Source organism: Mesorhizobium sp. M8A.F.Ca.ET.161.01.1.1 (genome assembly GCF_004792105.1).
Classification (GTDB): domain Bacteria; phylum Pseudomonadota; class Alphaproteobacteria; order Rhizobiales; family Rhizobiaceae; genus Mesorhizobium.
Genome location: NZ_SRTD01000032.1, coordinates 1 through 17,151, shown reverse-complemented (window position 1 = coordinate 17,151; position 17,151 = coordinate 1). Strand labels below are relative to the sequence as shown.

The window sequence follows — 17,151 nt, the reverse complement described above, 5'->3', positions numbered from 1 at the left end:
GGCTCTCTTCGCGTGCCGAGTACAGCCGAGCTTTGTTCGCGTCAGCGGTCTCGCGATTGTGCGGCTGGAAACCGCCCGGACCCCCCGCTGCCGGCGTGTGCCACCTTGACTCCGATGAGCTGTCGTCACGCAAAGTTGAAATCCGCAAGAACTGGCCTTCTCGCCCCACCTGCCGTCGCAAGCACGTCACCCCCTCATCCTTGTCCAGCTCTTATCGATGTATCTCATTGTCCGGCCTGACGCACGACTGTCAGCATGGGAATGCATCCATTGCGCAAATGCCTTCCATAAAGAAGATCGATTTCCTCACTGGCCCAACGTGAAATATAGCAACGTTTTCGTGGCGTGGGTCGGCTGCGTCGGGAGTAGCGATGAAAACGTATTGGGGTCGCCTGCGTCTCCTTGGGCAGCGAGTGTAAAGTATAGCGATGCGGCCTCCGGCGCGAACGGCAGCCGCGCAGTGATCACCTTCGCCTGTGCCTTTGCGGCGGGGGTCAAGCGCTGGTCTGCTCAAATTTTTTATCGTTTAGCTGGTTGAAACTGCCCCCGTTGCGGGCTGCAGAAGCCGGCCAGCCGAGAAACGGCAGCCGCACTTATGAAAGCACGCCAAGGCGTGCGGGCATCTATCAGTTGCAAAGGACAATACTGGCCGCGCCGATTGGCCATCACGCGTCCATTAGGGCAGCCACCAACATCAGTTCGCAAGAGGAGCAAAAGTAATATGTATCGTCGTCACCTGATCAAAGGGTTGGTTGCGCTCGGCGCATGCCGGATTTGCGTTCAAGCCGCCCAAGCGACCAGTGCCCATTGGGGGTACACCGGTCCGGTCGGACCGGAGCACTGGGCTGATCTGGATAAGGAAAATTTCGTATGCTCTGCCGGCACGCAGCAATCGCCGATCAATATCAACAGCGCGGTCAAGGCGGATATCCCGCATATCGCCATCGGCTGGCACAAGGGCGGCGGCAATATGGTGAACAACGGCCACACCATTCAAATCAATATGCCACAAGGCAGCACGCTGACCCGCGGCGATCGTGTCTACGAACTGGTACAGTTCCATTTCCATGCGCCAAGCGAACATCACGTGGCGGGCAAGAGCTTCCCGATGGAGGTGCATTTCGTTCACAAGGACACGCAAAGTGGTACTCTGGGCGTGCTGGGCGTCTTTTTAACGCCCGGCGCGACAAATGCCAGCTTTGCTGCCCTTGCTGCGGCCTTTCCCGAACTGCCGAATGGGGAGGTGACGATCGACGAGGTGAATCCCAACTGGCTTCTGCCAGCCTCGCTTGGCTATTGGACTTATGAGGGCTCACTGACGACGCCGCCGTGCACCGAAAACGTCGAGTGGATGGTGGCGATGGAACCGGTTGACGTTGATCCGGCAGACATCCAGCGATTTGCCTCACTCTACCCGTCGAACGCGCGCCCTATTCATTCACCCAATCGACGCTTCATCCTGCGCCAGAGTTGAGCGCCGCCCCAGCGGTTCCGCACGGTCCAACATTCTTGGCACAAGTTGGCGCGAAGCCTCCTCTTCCGGTCTGGCGGTCTGACGGCGCTCCCCAAGCTGGCTAGTCTAAATGATAGGGATTCGGTGCCGACACCACTCGTCCCAAAGACGTCGCGGCGAGGTTTGTCTGCAACCCGGCAATCACACGCCGCCCCGCCGTGGTAATGAAGACGTCTCTGTCGAGTCCGACGGAATATGATGCGGATGGAACCGCTGGTAGAAAAGGTGACCAGCGACAGGTGGTTCGAAGCCCGCGTCTTGCCGCAGCTGCACGTTCTACTCTGGGGTAACAAGAGGGTGGTGTATACCTTCTCCTAGCTTCGCCGCCAACTACTCGGTTTTCCGAATTGCTCTCTATATTCTTGAAGACGATGCGTTCGTTAAAGACATGTGCTGCGCACCTGGTGTAAAAGCTGCTCTCCTCATGCAGAGGTCAAGCCAGTCGGGCTCATCCGAGGCTATGGCCGTGAGCACTGTTCAGTTCGGCAGAGAGGGCGCTTTTGTACACACTTTGCGATCGTGGCGGCCCCGTGGGCAGATCTGCAAGCTGCCGCGACACTAACCTCTCGAAGCCCGCCCGCCCGCCTGTTGATGCGTGTCTCCCAGTAAGATTCCTGTCCAAGAACGTGATAATCTTCTTGCCAGTGTTGTAGCTGATGTTGCCCTTGATGCCGCAGCCTACCGCGGCGGGACCAAACTCAATGGCAAGCAGGCCGGCTAGGATCGTGCAGCCAGTCGCGAGCCTCGCCCACAACGGGGTCTCACGCGCATGAGGGCGCCGACCATGGGTTCGGCGGTTCGTACGCGTATAACACGTATCTTTCTGAAAAAATCAATGCTCTCGGCTAAGCTACTGAATTATTTGGCTTCCATATAGCGCGTCGGCGGAACCAACTTGTAGACGGGCTATGAAAGGTTAAGCGCGGATGTCTATCGGCCGCCGGCGTTCCCGCTCTGCAAGCCTGCCTGAACTACCCGCGCCGCGGTCAAGCCCCAGGCTCCTGCTCATCCAGCGACCGCCCGATCAATGGCAGGCTGGAAAGACAAGAGCCGATGTCTTCCGATGGTCTCGCCATCAGCTTTGGGCTAACTTCCCCATTCTCCCGCTTCGAGCTCGACACAAGGCGGTTTGGATGGCGCACGACAATCTGTGTCGGCTTTGTCGTGTCCGTGACAGACGCCTGAAAGGCCCGTTCGCGCGTTTTGCCGCCGTCTAAGCGGCTGGAATTTAATGACAAAGTTTCTTCTGGGATCGGCCGATCACGCTGGTACGCTTTTTGCGATGCTTGGTGTGAGGCGGCACGAGCTGCCTATCGGCACTTGTGTCGCGGGCAGTCGCGATGATTAGAACGAAGGAAGGAAAGCTATTATGTCAGGTCTGCGTCAGATCGCCTTTTACGGAAAAGGCGGCATCGGCAAGTCCACCACGTCCCAAAATACGCTCGCTGCCCTTGTCGACCTCGGGCAGAGAATCCTCATCGTAGGATGCGACCCCAAAGCCGATTCCACACGCTTGATCCTGAATTCGAAAGCTCAGGATACCGTCCTGGATCTCGCCGCACAGGAAGGTTCGGTGGAAGACCTCGAACTCCAGGACGTACTCAAGGTGGGCTACAGAGGCATCAAGTGCGTGGAGTCCGGCGGCCCCGAGCCGGGTGTCGGTTGCGCCGGCCGCGGCGTCATCACCTCGATCAATTTCCTCGAGGAGAATGGCGCTTATGACGATGTCGATTATGTCTCCTATGACGTCCTCGGCGACGTGGTATGCGGCGGCTTCGCCATGCCGATCCGCGAAGGCAAGGCCCAGGAGATCTATATCGTCATGTCCGGCGAGATGATGGCGCTCTATGCCGCCAACAACATCGCCAAGGGCATCCTCAAATATGCCCATTCGGGCGGTGTGCGGCTGGGCGGGCTGATCTGCAATGAACGTCAAACCGACCGCGAACTCGATCTGGCCGAAGCACTGGCTGGCCGATTGAATTCCAAGCTCATCCACTTCGTGCCGCGCGACAACATCGTCCAACATGCCGAACTCAGGAAGATGTCGGTGATCCAGTACGCGCCGGACTCAAAGCAGGCAGGGGAATACCGCGCTCTGGCCGAGAAGATCCACGCCAATTCGGGCCAGGGTACGATCCCGACGCCGATCACCATGGAGGAGCTGGAGGAGATGCTGCTCGACTTCGGCATCATGAAGACCGACGAGCAGATGCTTGCCGAGCTTCACTCCAAGGAAGCGGCGAAGGCGGCGGCCCAGTAGTGACATTAGCGCTGCCATGAATCGGCGCGCCTTGCAGAGAACGGCGCCTATTCTTTGAGGCGTCACCCAACCTTGAAAGGGGGACTCATGAGCCGGGAATACGAGAATGACGGTGCTCTTCATGCGAAGCTTATCGAAGAGGTGCTGTCGCATTATCCCGACAAGGCGGCGAAGCGCCGCAAGAAGCACCTCAACGTCGCAAAGAGCGGCAACGAGGCTGGCGGGGAAAGCGCAGTCCTTTCCGAATGCGACGTCAAATCGAACATCAAGTCCATTCCCGGGGTGATGACGATTCGCGGCTGTGCATATGCTGGTTCGAAAGGCGTGGTGTGGGGGCCAGTCAAGGATATGGTCCATATCTCGCACGGCCCGGTCGGCTGCGGCCAATATTCTTGGTCGCAGCGCCGCAACTACTACGTCGGTACAACGGGCGTCGACACGTTCGGGACAATGCAGTTCACCTCCGATTTCCAGGAGAAGGACATCGTCTTCGGCGGCGACAAGAAGCTGGAACAGATCATTGACGAGATTGAAGTCTTGTTTCCGCTCAACAACGGCATCACCGTGCAGTCCGAATGCCCTATCGGCCTGATTGGCGATGACACCGAGGCCGTTTCTCGCAAAAAGACCAAGGAGTATGACAAGACGATCGTGCCGGTACGCTGCGAGGGCTTCCGCGGCGTCTCGCAGTCGCTTGGCCACCACATCGCCAATGATGCAATCCGGGATTGGGTCTTCGACAAAAAGGATGTCAAGTTCGAGGCCGGCCCCTACGACGTCAACGTCATCGGCGACTACAATATCGGCGGCGATGCCTGGGCCTCGCGCATACTGCTTGAGGAGATAGGGCTGCGCGTGGTTGGCAACTGGTCGGGTGACGCCACACTCGCAGAGATCGAGCGCGCCCCGAAGGCTAAGCTCAATCTTATCCACTGCTACCGGTCGATGAATTACATCTGTCGGCATATGGAGGAAAAGTATGGCGTCGCCTGGATGGAGTACAATTTCTTCGGTCCCTCCCAGATCGAAGCCTCTCTGCGCAACATAGCCAAGCATTTTGGGCCGGAAATCGAGGAGAAGACCGAAAAGGTCATTGCCAAGTACAGGCCGCTTGTTGATGCGGTCATCGCCAAGTACCTGTCGCGCCTGGAAGGAAATACCGTGATGCTCTATGTCGGCGGCCTGCGCCCCCGCCACGTCGTCACGGCCTACGAGGACCTCGGCATGGTCATCGTGGGCACCGGCTATGAATTCGCCCACAGCGACGACTATCAGCGCACCGGCCACTACGTGAAGAACGGCACGCTGATCTACGATGACGTGACCGGCTATGAGTTGGAGAAATTCATCGAAGGGATTCGCCCAAATCTGGTCGGCTCGGGAATCAAAGAAAAATACCCGGTGCAGAAGATGGGCATACCGTTCCGCCAGATGCATTCCTGGGATTATTCAGGCCCGTATCACGGCTACGATGGCTTTGCCATTTTCGCACGTGATGTGGATCTCGCCATCAACAACCCGGTCTGGGACCTATTCCACGCGCCTTGGAAAATAAGCCGGGGCGATGAGCGGGCGATGGCTGCCGAATAAACATTTGCTTCAGCCCCAGTCTCCCACTGAGACGGTGAACTCCCGCGGCCTCTGATCCGCCGGAGCCTTGAACGTCTTGAAGTCCTGAGCTGCCGTCCCGCGCAGCCAGATGCAAAAGAGGTAATCATCATGCCGCAGTCGGCTGAAAAAATTCTCGATCACGCTCCCCTGTTCCGCGAGCCGGAATACAGAAAGATGCTCGCTGAGAAGAAGCTAAACTTCGAATGTCCGCACCCCGATGAAATCGTTTCCGATCAGCGCGATTTCACCCAGACGTGGGAATACCGCGAAAAGAACCTCGCCCGCAAAGCGCTTGTCGTGAACCCGGCCAAGGCCTGCCAGCCGCTGGGTGCGGTATTCGCTGCCGCCGGCTTCGAGCGAACCATGTCCTTCGTCCACGGCAGCCAAGGTTGCGTCGCCTATTACCGCTCGCACCTGTCGCGCCATTTCAAGGAGCCTGCCGCGGCGGTCTCCTCCTCAATGACCGAGGATGCGGCGGTGTTTGGCGGCCTGAAGAACATGGTCGACGGGCTCGCCAACACCTACCAGCTATACGACCCGAAGATGATTGCCGTGTCGACGACCTGTATGGCAGAGGTCATTGGCGACGACCTGCACAGCTTCATCCAGAACGCCAAGGACGAAGATTCAGTCCCGCGCGACTTCGACGTGCCCTTTGCCCACACCCCGGCCTTCGTTGGCAGTCATGTCGACGGCTATGACAACATGGTCAAAGGCATTTTGGAGCACTTCTGGAAAGGCCAGGAGCGTACGCGAATCGAAGGAACCATCAACATCATTCCGGGCTTCGACGGCTTCTGCGTCGGCAACAACCGGGAGCTCAAGCGCCTGCTCGATGTAATGGGCGTGTCCTATACATTGATCCAGGATGCCTCTGACCAGTTCGATACGCCTTCGGACGGTGAATACCGCATGTATGACGGGGGCACGAAGATCAACGAGGTGAAGAAGGCCCTCAACGCCGAGGCAACGCTTTCGCTGCAGCATCACAACACCCGAAAGACACTGGGCTATTGCGAGGAGGTCGGGCAGGCCACGGCCTCGTTCCACTATCCGCTCGGCGTTCAGGCGACGGACGAATTCCTGATGGAGGTCGCGGCGATTTCCGGCAAGGAGATTCCCGAGGCAATTCGCCTCGAGCGCGGCCGACTGGTAGACGCCATGGCGGACAGCCAATCCTGGTTGCATGGTAAGAAATACGCCATCTACGGTGATCCCGACTTCGTTCACGCAATGGCCCGCTTTGTCATGGAGACCGGCGGCGAGCCAACCCATTGCCTCGCCACCAATGGCACCTCGGCATGGGAAGCCGATTTGAAGAAGCTTCTAGCATCCTCGCCTTTCGGCAAGGCTGCCCAGGTTTGGGCGGGCAAGGACCTGTGGGCGCTGCGCTCACTGCTTTTTACTGAGCCGGTGGACCTTTTGATCGGCAATTCCTACGGCAAGTACCTGGAGCGCGACACCGGAACACCGCTGATCCGGCTGATGTTTCCGATTTTCGATCGGCACCATCATCACCGCTTTGCGCTCTTTGGCTACCAGGGCGCGTTGCGCGTGCTGACGACGATCCTCGACAAGATCTTCGACAAACTCGATCGCGAGACGAGCGAGACGGGTGTGACGGATTATTCCTATGACCTCACGCGCTAAGAGCCGTGGCCGGCTTTTCGCCGAGGCCATTCCTTGCCCAATGGACTGGGGAGGCTGAGCAATGTCCTTCCTCAGCGCCAAAATCAAGGACGCCTTCGATGAGCCCGCCTGCGATAAGAACCGTGGCAAAGATGCCAAGGCGCGCAAGGAGGGCTGCTCGAAGTCGCTGACACCAGGGGCGGCAGCTGGCGGCTGCGCCTTTGACGGAGCCAAGATCGTCCTGCAGCCGATCACCGACGTTGCGCATCTGGTCCATGCGCCGCTCGCCTGCGAGGGCAATTCTTGGGACAACCGTGGTGCGGTTTCGTCAGGGCCGACCTTGTGGCGGACAAGCTTCACGACCGACCTCACCGAACTCGACCTTGTGATGGGGCAGGGCGAGCGGAAACTCTTCAAGGCGATCCGCGAGATCAAGCACACATACGCGCCGCCGGCGATCTTCGTCTACTCGACTTGCGTAACGGCGCTGATCGGTGACGACATCGAGGCCGTGTGCAAACGCGCCACGGAAAAGTTCGGTTTGGCCGTGGTGCCGATCAATGCGCCTGGCCTGGCAGGATCCAAGAACCTCGGCAACAAGCTCGCCGCCGAGGCGTTGCTCGATCATGTCATCGGCACGGTCGAACCCGACGACCCCGGACCCTACGACATCAACATCCTTGGCGAATTCAACCTCTCGGGCGAATTCTGGCTTGTAAAGCCGCTCCTCGATCGGCTCGGGATCCGGGTGCGCGCCTGCATTCCCGGCGATGCGCGTTACCGCGACATTGCTTCCGCGCACCGCGCCCGGGCGGCAATGATGGTGTGCTCGACCGCGCTGATCAGTCTTGCCCGCAAGATGGAGGAGCGCTGGGACATCCCGTTCTTCGAGGGCTCCTTCTATGGCATCTCCGACACATCGCAAGCTCTTCGCAACCTTGTCAGGCTGCTGGTGAGGAAGGGCGCCGATCCGGAGATCCTCGAGCGCACAGAGACGCTGATCGCGCAGCAGGAGGCGATCGCGTGGAAGAAACTCGAACCCTACCGGCAAAGGCTCCAAGGCAAGCGCGTGCTGCTCAACACAGGCGGTGTGAAGTCCTGGTCGGTTGTCCATGCGCTGATGGAGATCGGAATCGAGATCGTCGGCACCTCGATCAAGAAATCTACGGTGCAGGACAAGGAGCGCATCAAACAAGTTCTCAAGCACGACAAGCACCTGTTCGAATCCATGGCTGCGCGCGAGCTGTACGCCATGCTCTCTGAACACAGGGCCGATATCATGCTGTCGGGCGGTCGCACGCAATTCATTGCGCTCAAGGCCAAGACGCCCTGGCTCGATATCAACCAGGAGCGCCAGCATCCTTATGCCGGCTATGACGGCATGGTGGAACTCGTACGCCAGATCGACCTCGCCATTCACAATCCGATCTGGTCTCAGGTGCGCCAGCCGGCCCCGTGGGATTGCCAGCCTGAGCTGATAGGCGAATTGCCGTGCACGAGGAACGAGACCGCGTACCTGTTTGATGAATTCGCCTGCGCGACGGCACACGAGTGTTGAGGCGACCGATGGCCCGCATCCTTCCCCAGAGCAAATCGGCGGCAGTCAACCCGCTGAAGTCGTCGCAGCCGCTGGGTGCCGCCTTTGCCTTTCTTGGCGTCGACGGTGCGATGCCACTGTTCCACGGCAGCCAAGGCTGCACAAGCTTTGCGCTCGTTCTCTTCGTGCGGCACTTCAAAGAAGCGATTCCCTTGCAGACTACGGCGATGGATGAGGTGGCGACCATCCTCGGCGCAGCCGACCATCTGGAAGAGGCGATCCTCAACCTCAAGAACCGCACGAAGCCAACGCTGATCGGGGTGTGCACGACCGCGCTGGTGGAGACGCGTGGCGAAGATTGCGCGGGTGATATTGCCAACATCAAGCTGAAGCACACGCAACAGCTTGCGGGTACGGAAGTCGTGCTGGCCAACACGCCGGATTTTGACGGCGCGATCGAAGAGGGCTGGGCCAAGGCAGTCACCGCAATGATCGAAGGGATTACGCGCTCGTGCGAACGGGCGCGGCACCCGAAGAAGATCGCAATCCTGCCCGGATGCAACCTCTCTGTCGCCGACATCGAGCATATGCGGGACATGGTTGAAAGCTTTGGGCTCAAGCCGGTTATTCTGCCCGACATTTCAGGCTCGCTCGACGGTACGGTTCCTGACCGCTGGGTAGCGACCACATACGGCGGCACCAGCGTCGAAGACATTCGCGAGTTGGGTACGGCCATGCGATGCATCGCCATCGGTGAGCACATGCGCCGCCCGGCGAAAGCGCTGCTCGGGTTGACCGGCGTGCCTTACGTGTTGTTCCAGTCACTGACTGGGCTGCAGGACACGGACCGCTTCGTGTCGCTGCTGTCTTCGATTTCGGGCGCGGCGGTACCGGCCCGCGTGCGCCGGCGCCGGGCGCAATTGCAGGACGCGATGCTCGACGGACATTTCCATTTCGGCGGCAAGAAAATTGCCATCGCTGCCGAACCAGACCAGCTGTTCCAACTTGCAACCTTCTTTGCTGGTCTCGGCTCCGAGATAGCCGCGGCCGTCACAACGACCGACAGGTCTAAAATTCTCAAGAAAGTCCCGGCGGTTTCGGTTCAGATCGGCGATCTCGGCGATCTGGAAAGTCTTGCCGTCGGTGCTGACCTGCTTGTCACGCATTCGCACGGGCGCCAAGCATCGGAGCGGCTCGGAATTCCGCTCATGCGCATCGGGTTCCCGGTCTTCGATCGACTAGGCAGCCAGCACAAGCTCGCAATTCTCTATCAGGGCACCCGCGACATGATCTTCGAGGTCGCCAGCATCTTCCAGGCCAACCAACACGCGCCCACTCCTGAGGCGCTTGATCCACTCCGTAATCGAGAAATATCACGATGAACGCTGTTCGCCGCCTCTCGCTGGTCAGTAATGAGGTTTTCGCCCCGATGCCTGAACGACGTAAGGGCGCATTGCGCGTTGCGATCGCCACTCAGGACATGCAGGACCTCAACGCCCATTTCGGGTCGGCCAGGCGCTTTGCTGTCTACGACGTGACGCGCGAGGAATGGAATCTCGTAGAAGCCGTGGCCTTCGATGACGTGTCCGATGAAAGCGGGGAGCATCGGGCCGAGCGCGATGATCGCATCACGCCAAAGGTGGATGCGCTCAACGGCTGTCAGATCCTGTTTTGTCTGGCAATTGGCGGCCCTTCGGCAGCCAAGCTTGTCGCGGCAAAAATCCACCCGATCAAAGTGGCGGAGCCCCAATCGATCCCACAGGTGCTCTTGCGCACGCAGATGATGCTCAGGACGTGTCCTCCGCCTTGGCTGCGCAAGGTGCTGGCGCGAGCGGGCATTGCCGAAAAGAAACCGTCCTTCGAGGACGAGGACTGAAAAGAGGAGGACGCCAATGCCTGACCCCGCAATCCCCCCAGCTGTCGCCGAAGACGAGGCGGCTCTTTGCACCCCGTTCGTCAAATGCCTCGTGCGGCTGATCCGTTCTCAGGATTCCTATGGCTCGTGGGAACGCAAAGCGGACGCTGAGCTGCTGGGCGACTTCATCATTACCAAGGAACAGCGCCGAGGGATCCCGATCATCGGAGATCCCGATCCCGACGTGCTGTGGAGGCTCGACAAGTACTACGCCGCCATCGGGCTTGCGATCGAGGAGCGCTGCGGCCTTATGGCATCGCCGATGATCCAGGTGAGCCATGAGGGTTTTGGTCGGGTGCTTTTCACGACCGGACGGCTGGTCGTTTTGTCCAAAACGCTGCGCGATGTCCACCGGTTTGGCTTCGAGACGCTCCTGAAGCTCGCCACGGCCGGTACGAAGCTGGTCGACGATGCGATTTCAGTCATCGAAACCTTTCCCCACGTGGCGCTGGCATGATGGGCGCGATTTTCGAGAAAGGCCATCATGACGGACCCGAGAAACTATGTTGGCCAGTCCCCTCGATCCAGGGACTCGAGGCCGACCAGGTTGTTGGGGTATCGCCGATGAAGAAGCCGCTGGTCCTGATCTGCTCGCAAGATGCCGAGTTCTATCTGCTCTACAGCCACATACTGGAGGTTGACGGTTTCAGCAGTGAGACGGCCGACGGCGCGAAGGCTGCGCTGGCCTTGGCCGAACAACGGGAGCTTCAGGCCGTAGTGCTGGATTGCGACCCAGCCAGCATAAACGGGTCCGCAATTTGCGCCCACCTCAAGCGGGAACCGCGCACCACCGACCTGCCTATCATCGCCCTGATCGCGCCTGGCGCCGAGCACCAGCACCTCGATCTCTTGAAGGCAGGCGTTGAGAGCTTTGTGCGGCCGGTGGCTCCGGCCAAGCTGCTCGACTGCCTGCGGGCGAGGCTCGGGCTGACCAAGCGTGGTCCGAACGGGGTTGAAAACGACAGTTGGATTTGTTGTGGAGGCCTGGAGATGAAGCTCGATGCCCATCGGGTTCGCGGTAATGGCCACGACATCCATCTCGGACGGATCGACTTCAACGTGCTGCGGCTTATGATTGAGGCCCCCGGCAAGGTCTTCAGCCGGGACGAGCTTATCGGGGCGGCCTGGCTGCCCAACATTCATGTCGGTGCACGCACCGTCGATGTCCATATCAGCCGAATCAGGAGGGCGCTGAAAACGGCCTTGCCCGGCAGCGTCATTCGCACCGTCAGGTCGGCCGGCTACTCGCTCGAGAAGCCGGACGACTGAAATCGGTGATCGAATGTGGTGCCGCTCTCTCTTCCTCCTGAGAGCGGTGTTGCCGCTTTAAGGCGCTCCTAACGAAGACCAGGAGAAGCAGGCAAATGGAATTTAAAAGCATATTCAGTGTGACGGGTGCTGATCATTCTGATGAGGACCTCACAACAGCTGCCGGACTGTGTGCCGAGGTCGGCGCGCACCTATCGGTACTGATTATACCGCCTCCATTGCTCTTGATGTCCTCTCCGCCCCCCGAATGGGATACGGGACGTGCACAGGCAATTGCAGTACCGAACTATCGATTTCAGCAAATCGAGAAATTTTCACAGGACGTGACCAGAATGGAAAGACGGTCCGCGGATATCCTCAAAAGGCTGAAAGCTATGTCGCTTTCCTGTGACGTTGACACCGACTATTGCGATCCGGCTAGCCTCGGTGAAGTGGCACGACAGCGGGCGCTCTGCGCTGACCTGACGATCGTTGGAGGAGACCTCCTCAACGATGAGACTCTCGGACCTCCTGTTGTCAACGGCTGCTTGTTCGATAGCGGAAAGCCGGTGCTCATCGTGCCGAAGGGCGTTAAGGCGACGCTGTCGCCTCGACGCGTGCTGGTCGGCTGGGATTCGCGTGTAGAGGCCTCGCGTGCGGTTCGGGAAGCTCTTAGTATCCTATCCGCTGCCAAGGAAGTCTGTGTCGCTATGGTCGATCCAAAGGCGCAAAACAACGGGAAAGGCGCGCAGTCTGGAGCTGACATCGCTGCCTATCTTACTCGGCACGGTGCTCGGGTCTCCGTTGACCTGCTTAAGAGCGCCGGCAAATCGGCGGGCACAGTGCTGACCCAGCACGCGAACGACATCTGTGCTGACATGATGGTTATGGGTGCTTATGGCAGCCGTGGGCTGCGTGAGCGGATTTTCGGCGGTCCGCCGAGCTGGAGCTTTGGGAAGACCACATTGCCGCTGTTTTTGGCTCGCTGATCAGCTCCGTAGGAACACCGATCAGGTCGTAGGACCGCCAACCAGTCCGAAGTCGTCGTCGGTTACCGGTCGGATTGCGGAGACATGGCTGGATCCGCGAACATCTTGCGACGCTTGTCAGAGCCAAACCGGACGCCTCGACTGCTTCACGACGCTCTCGTGAACCAACTCGTGCGAGATCGTCCGCAACGGGCAGTAAAGACGAACGGCTGCAGCAGACCGCAGCCAAGCCACAGGGCGGGTGTACCAGGAGACCCCGCCTCGTGCGCGAACCCTGTTGGAAGGCCCCTTATCAGTACCCGGACGCGCGTCAAATCGGCGGCTGTCCCTGTCAGCCTGCGGTGTGCAAGGGCCGCTGCCGCGGAGCTTCCCCTGCCCGATCGTCGGGCGTGCGACAATGTCGGATTCCAGACGAGCTGGAACTGCGCGAACTCGTTGGTTTGACAGGTCTTTATCCGGCACGCCGCATGCATGGGAGTCTCCGAAAGCATTAAGAGCCGTTATCCATGGTTACGCCCCTCGAAAGAAAGAGCCGCTTCCGTCGTGGCAGGGAAACAGCCACTCCTGGGGTGGAGGCCGGCGCTAGAAGCCGCCGTAAGATCCGGAAGAGCCGCGCGACAGCATCACACACTTTCCTTCTGCTCTTGGGTTCGGATCACGCCGCGCCGCTGTCGATGCCGCCGACATTGAGCCCAAGACCTGGAAGGCGGCACACGCTTTTGCTGTCCTCTCAGTCGGGACCGCGGCTCAAGCATGCCTGTGAGGTTCGCATTGCTCAATGCCCGGCGATCGACGTCAACATGCCGCTGAGTTGGAAAACACTCCTAGAGGAGTAAGGATAAGTGGACCTCTTTTGTATTGGTGTGGGTGCTGGACCATCTAATTTGAGCCTTGCGTGTCAGATACAGGAAGAGATTGCGCAAGGGGCACTGTTCCTGGACCGGGAGGTCGATTTCCGAGGACATCCAGGCAGCGCTTTCGATTGCGCGGAGCTCCAGGTCGGCCACTTCCAGGATCTGGTTACTCTGGTCAATCCGCGATCAGCCTACACATTCGTAAACTACCTCCACGAGAACGGGCGTCTTTACAATTTCCTCAATGCGCAATTTCACGGGGTGCTTAGAGCCGAGTTCGCCCAATATCTCAACTGGGCGTTCCAGAAGAATCCGCTTGTCCGTGGCGGCGAGGCCGTTCGCGAAATCCGCTTTGACGGCGAGTTTCGCGTGCGGACGGACAACGCGGTCCTTGATGCAAGAAACCTCGTCATCGACATAGGCAAGCAGGCGCAAATTCCGCCTCAGTTTCATGGCTGGACTGGACCCAACCTGTTCCACTCATCTGAGTTGGCCCACATCAATCCTGAGGTGCAAAAAAAGCATGTCTGCGTTGTTGGCGGCGGACAGTCGGGAGCCGAGCTGCTACTGCACCTTGTCGGCCGGCCGAAAGAACGGCGGCCCGCGGCGATCACATGGGTCTTGACGCGCGAGATGCCTTTCGACGACCACGCGTTCACAAACGGGCTGTTCACGCCATGCTTCTCGGATCGTTTTGCTGCGATGAGCGAGGTGCATCGACAGCTGTTCCTGCGGCGTTTCGCGCTTGCCTCCGAGGGCATTTCAGAAAGCAAGTTGCGCGCGGTCTATCAGGCGCTCTACCACCACGCCTTTCTCGAGCCACACCAATGCGAGATCACATTGCGGCCAAGTTGCAACGTGTCGCGCTGCATCAATGCCGGAGCAGGGCACAGGCTCACGCTGCAACGCGGCTTGGACAACATCGGAGAAGTAACCGCCGATATCGTCATCCTGGCCACCGGGTACGAGAAACCGCTGCCGGGTTTCCTAGAACCGATCGCAGATCGCCTCGAACAGATCGGCAATGAGCTCGCCATCGGCGAGGATTTTTCGGTGTACTGGGACGGACCGCGAGACCGACGCCTTTTCGTTCAGAACGCCTGCCTTGGACAGCGCGGGCTGGCTGATCCGAACTTTGGGCTGCTGGCCTGGCGAGCGCGCCGCATCCTTGACAGCCTTCTGCGGCGCGCGCCATGCGCCAATCCCGAGCATCTAGGGTTCATCAACCGTCCCTTGACGGAGTGCTGGCCCGACCTCGGAGTCGAACAAATGGGCAGCGGGATATGATTCGTCGATATTGATGATCGGCGGTGGCATTCAGGAAAGATTTCCGCCTCTGGCGGCAAAAGCGGGACGAGCAATATTCCTACGGCGTCAGATCGCTCTGCTCGCGCTTGAGCAAGGTAGCGTCGCGCGACTCCTGCTTGGCGTGAAACAGCAAAGGGCATTCAATCACGATGCAGCTTTACGTGCTGTCGGGCTCAACGCCACGTGGATCGAGCCCAACGCCGCCGTTGGCAACCGCGACGCGAATTATGACGCCGGGCCACATGCGGCGGTGGCTGCAAGGGTACCGAGCCTCTCCCGCACTTTCGACCCCATCGCCGAAGTGCGACTACTCCAGGACGCCGAAGCCGGTCTTATCGCCAGCGGGCCAGCCAAACTCTCACCTTCCTAAACGGCAGCCGCTAAGGTGAGCCGTCGAAAGCCGACATTCAGGTTAACGTCAGCTGGCCGTGTTAGGGCTCGCTTATTCAAGGCGGTACCGGCGCTTGCCGAAGCTAAGAAGGGTTGGCATGCCCTTTGCCGTGCTTGATGTGCGGCAACACGGTGAGAGCTCCGCTGAAGCAAGCGAGAGGGAGCAATGCCCTCGAGACCGTGTCCGATTTTGACTGGAAAATATTCCGCGACAAAAGAGACGAAAGGTGTGGAATGACTTTGGACACCAAGATGGAACTGCGTATGGGGTCCCCGGCTCCTGCGCTGAAAGTGGAGAACTGGCTGCGTGGCGAGCCCCTCACGAGCCTTCGGCCCGGCAAGGTCTACCTCGTTGAATTTTGGGCGACTTGGTGCCGACCATGTGTCCACGCCATGCCCCATTTGATCGAACTGCAGGAGAAATATAAAGACAGCGGATTTGAGATTATCGGAGTCGCAGCTTGCGAAAAGGCTGCAACCGCGGACGAAGCGCGGACCAACGTGGATGCCTGGCTGACCGAGAAGTTCCCGAATCTGAATTATCGGACAGCGTTCGATTGCACTGGCGAAATGAAAAAGCTCTGGCTGGAACCCAGCTCTTCGTTCGGGATTCCCACCTCGTTCGTGGTCGACCGCGACGGCCACATCGCTTATATCGGCCACCCGGCACCTCTCGATGACGTTTTGCCGAAAGTCCTTAACGGCAGCTGGCGCAGCAGCTATGAAGCGAAAGCCGTCGATGCAAAGCGAATCTCGCGTGTGCGCGAATCGTCGCTGAGTCAGCCGATATACGCCAAACTTGGGCCGGCGATGCAGGACGAGGATTGGGCAGCGGCACTATTGGCCATCGAAGAAGGCCTCGCCGTGATGCCAGACTCTTTTGATTTTCGGCGGGTTCATGCGGATATTCTGCTTCACAAGCTGCGCGACATCAAAACCGGCTTGCCGCTTATGCGCGAATTGGTCGAGGACGCGATCAACAAAAAGTTCGAAGCGATGTCTTGGGTGGTGATGGCGCTGAACCAACTCTTCCATCCCACGATCGACAACTCCCATCTTCCGCATGATGATCGCTTTGCGATGGGCAAGGAGCTCTCCGAACAGATCCTGGAACTTAATCCTCCGCAAGGCGATGGAGACTTTAAATTCGGGTGTTACTTTCCGGTCGCTCAGTATTATTACGAGAGCGGCAACAAGGACCGGGCGATCGAGTTGATCGAGGTGGCAATCAAATCGCTGGACCATTCGGAGCCAGTGCCGGACCAAACCAAACAGCGCTACCTCACCTCGTTGCTCCAAGCCCTGGCCAACTACACGGGTGAGCCTGCCTGTCACGCGGGTCTCTGTGTGGCTCCGCAAAACAAGACTTCCGAAACTCAAAACGCTGTCACTTCCTGAGCAAGGATCGCGAAGGGCATGACAATTGGAATTGAACACCGGCAAATCCGCCCGCCCAGGCGCACTTCGCAGCAAACGTCGATGCCGCAAAAGTGCGCGGCTTGCGGCAGGTGGAATTTCCATTGCGTTTACCTCGGGTCGAACCGCGGCGCAGGCGTTCGCGCCGCGGTGAAAGGTCTCGCATTGGTGGACGTGCTCGAGGTCGGCCACGGGACACTGTTGCGTGGGATCGGCTCGCCCAAGCCATTCCCCGCCCACGCAAGCGCCCGAACCACACATCGCAGAAAAAGAGATCGTCCTTCAAGAGGAGTACTGAAATTGGGGAAAAGCGAAATTCCTCATGAACCGGTTGGCCCTGCTGTCCACGGGGACGACGAGGCCCTTGCTTCCCCGTTCGTCAAATGCCTCCTGCGGCTCATTCGTACTCAGGATTCCTTCGGCTTATGGGAAGGCCATTCGGATGCCGAGCTGCTGGCCGAGTTCATCATCACCAAGC

13 protein-coding genes and 1 pseudogene are annotated in these 17,151 nt (G+C 59.1%); all 14 read left to right on the top strand.

Annotated elements, in window-relative coordinates; all coding sequences use genetic code 11:
• The first annotated feature begins 721 nt into the window (after positions 1-721).
• A complete protein-coding gene (locus tag EN804_RS33935; protein WP_063169372.1) occupies positions 722-1,474 on the top strand; it encodes a carbonic anhydrase in 753 nt (250 codons plus the stop codon).
• Positions 1,475-1,634: 160 nt separating this feature from the next.
• Positions 1,635-1,831, top strand: a pseudogene (locus EN804_RS38395) (7-carboxy-7-deazaguanine synthase QueE); the annotation flags it as partial.
• Positions 1,832-2,882: 1,051 nt separating this feature from the next.
• Positions 2,883-3,776, top strand: coding sequence for a nitrogenase iron protein (gene nifH, locus EN804_RS33925; protein WP_024505261.1), 894 nt, complete (start codon positions 2,883-2,885; stop codon positions 3,774-3,776).
• Positions 3,777-3,863: 87 nt separating this feature from the next.
• Positions 3,864-5,366 (top strand): nitrogenase molybdenum-iron protein alpha chain, encoded by a 1,503-nt coding sequence (gene nifD / locus EN804_RS33920; RefSeq protein ID WP_135922243.1) that lies wholly within the window; start codon positions 3,864-3,866, stop codon positions 5,364-5,366.
• A gap of 129 nt (positions 5,367-5,495) precedes the next feature.
• The gene (gene nifK, locus EN804_RS33915) at positions 5,496-7,037 is read left to right on the top strand and encodes a nitrogenase molybdenum-iron protein subunit beta (protein WP_135922242.1); all 1,542 of its coding nucleotides are present in this window, start codon (positions 5,496-5,498) and stop codon (positions 7,035-7,037) included.
• A 61-nt stretch (positions 7,038-7,098) separates the two neighbouring features.
• Positions 7,099-8,574, top strand: a complete 1,476-nt coding sequence (gene nifE / locus EN804_RS33910) for a nitrogenase iron-molybdenum cofactor biosynthesis protein NifE (RefSeq protein WP_135922241.1) — start codon at positions 7,099-7,101, stop codon at positions 8,572-8,574.
• A gap of 8 nt (positions 8,575-8,582) precedes the next feature.
• Positions 8,583-9,935, top strand: a complete 1,353-nt coding sequence (gene nifN / locus EN804_RS33905) for a nitrogenase iron-molybdenum cofactor biosynthesis protein NifN (protein WP_135922240.1) — start codon at positions 8,583-8,585, stop codon at positions 9,933-9,935.
• Positions 9,932-10,429, top strand: a complete 498-nt coding sequence (nifX, locus tag EN804_RS33900) for a nitrogen fixation protein NifX (protein ID WP_135922239.1) — start codon at positions 9,932-9,934, stop codon at positions 10,427-10,429. The genes nifN and nifX overlap by 4 nt, the downstream gene beginning before the upstream one ends.
• Positions 10,430-10,445: 16 nt before the next feature.
• Positions 10,446-10,925 (top strand): NifX-associated nitrogen fixation protein, encoded by a 480-nt coding sequence (locus EN804_RS33895; RefSeq protein ID WP_024505267.1) that lies wholly within the window; start codon positions 10,446-10,448, stop codon positions 10,923-10,925.
• A 107-nt stretch (positions 10,926-11,032) separates the two neighbouring features.
• The gene (locus tag EN804_RS33890) at positions 11,033-11,737 is read left to right on the top strand and encodes a response regulator transcription factor (protein WP_224571202.1); all 705 of its coding nucleotides are present in this window, start codon (positions 11,033-11,035) and stop codon (positions 11,735-11,737) included.
• A gap of 95 nt (positions 11,738-11,832) precedes the next feature.
• On the top strand, positions 11,833-12,705 hold the full coding sequence (locus EN804_RS33885; protein WP_135922238.1) for a universal stress protein: 873 nt from the start codon (positions 11,833-11,835) through the stop codon (positions 12,703-12,705).
• 842 nt (positions 12,706-13,547) lie between these two features.
• Positions 13,548-14,846: a SidA/IucD/PvdA family monooxygenase gene (locus EN804_RS33880; RefSeq protein ID WP_063169368.1), complete on the top strand. Its 1,299-nt coding sequence runs from the start codon at positions 13,548-13,550 to the stop codon at positions 14,844-14,846.
• 13 nt (positions 14,847-14,859) lie between these two features.
• On the top strand, positions 14,860-15,237 hold the full coding sequence (locus EN804_RS33875) for a hypothetical protein (protein WP_024505270.1): 378 nt from the start codon (positions 14,860-14,862) through the stop codon (positions 15,235-15,237).
• A 272-nt stretch (positions 15,238-15,509) separates the two neighbouring features.
• Positions 15,510-16,655: a TlpA disulfide reductase family protein gene (locus tag EN804_RS33870; protein ID WP_063170388.1), complete on the top strand. Its 1,146-nt coding sequence runs from the start codon at positions 15,510-15,512 to the stop codon at positions 16,653-16,655.
• Positions 16,656-17,151 lie beyond the last annotated feature (496 nt).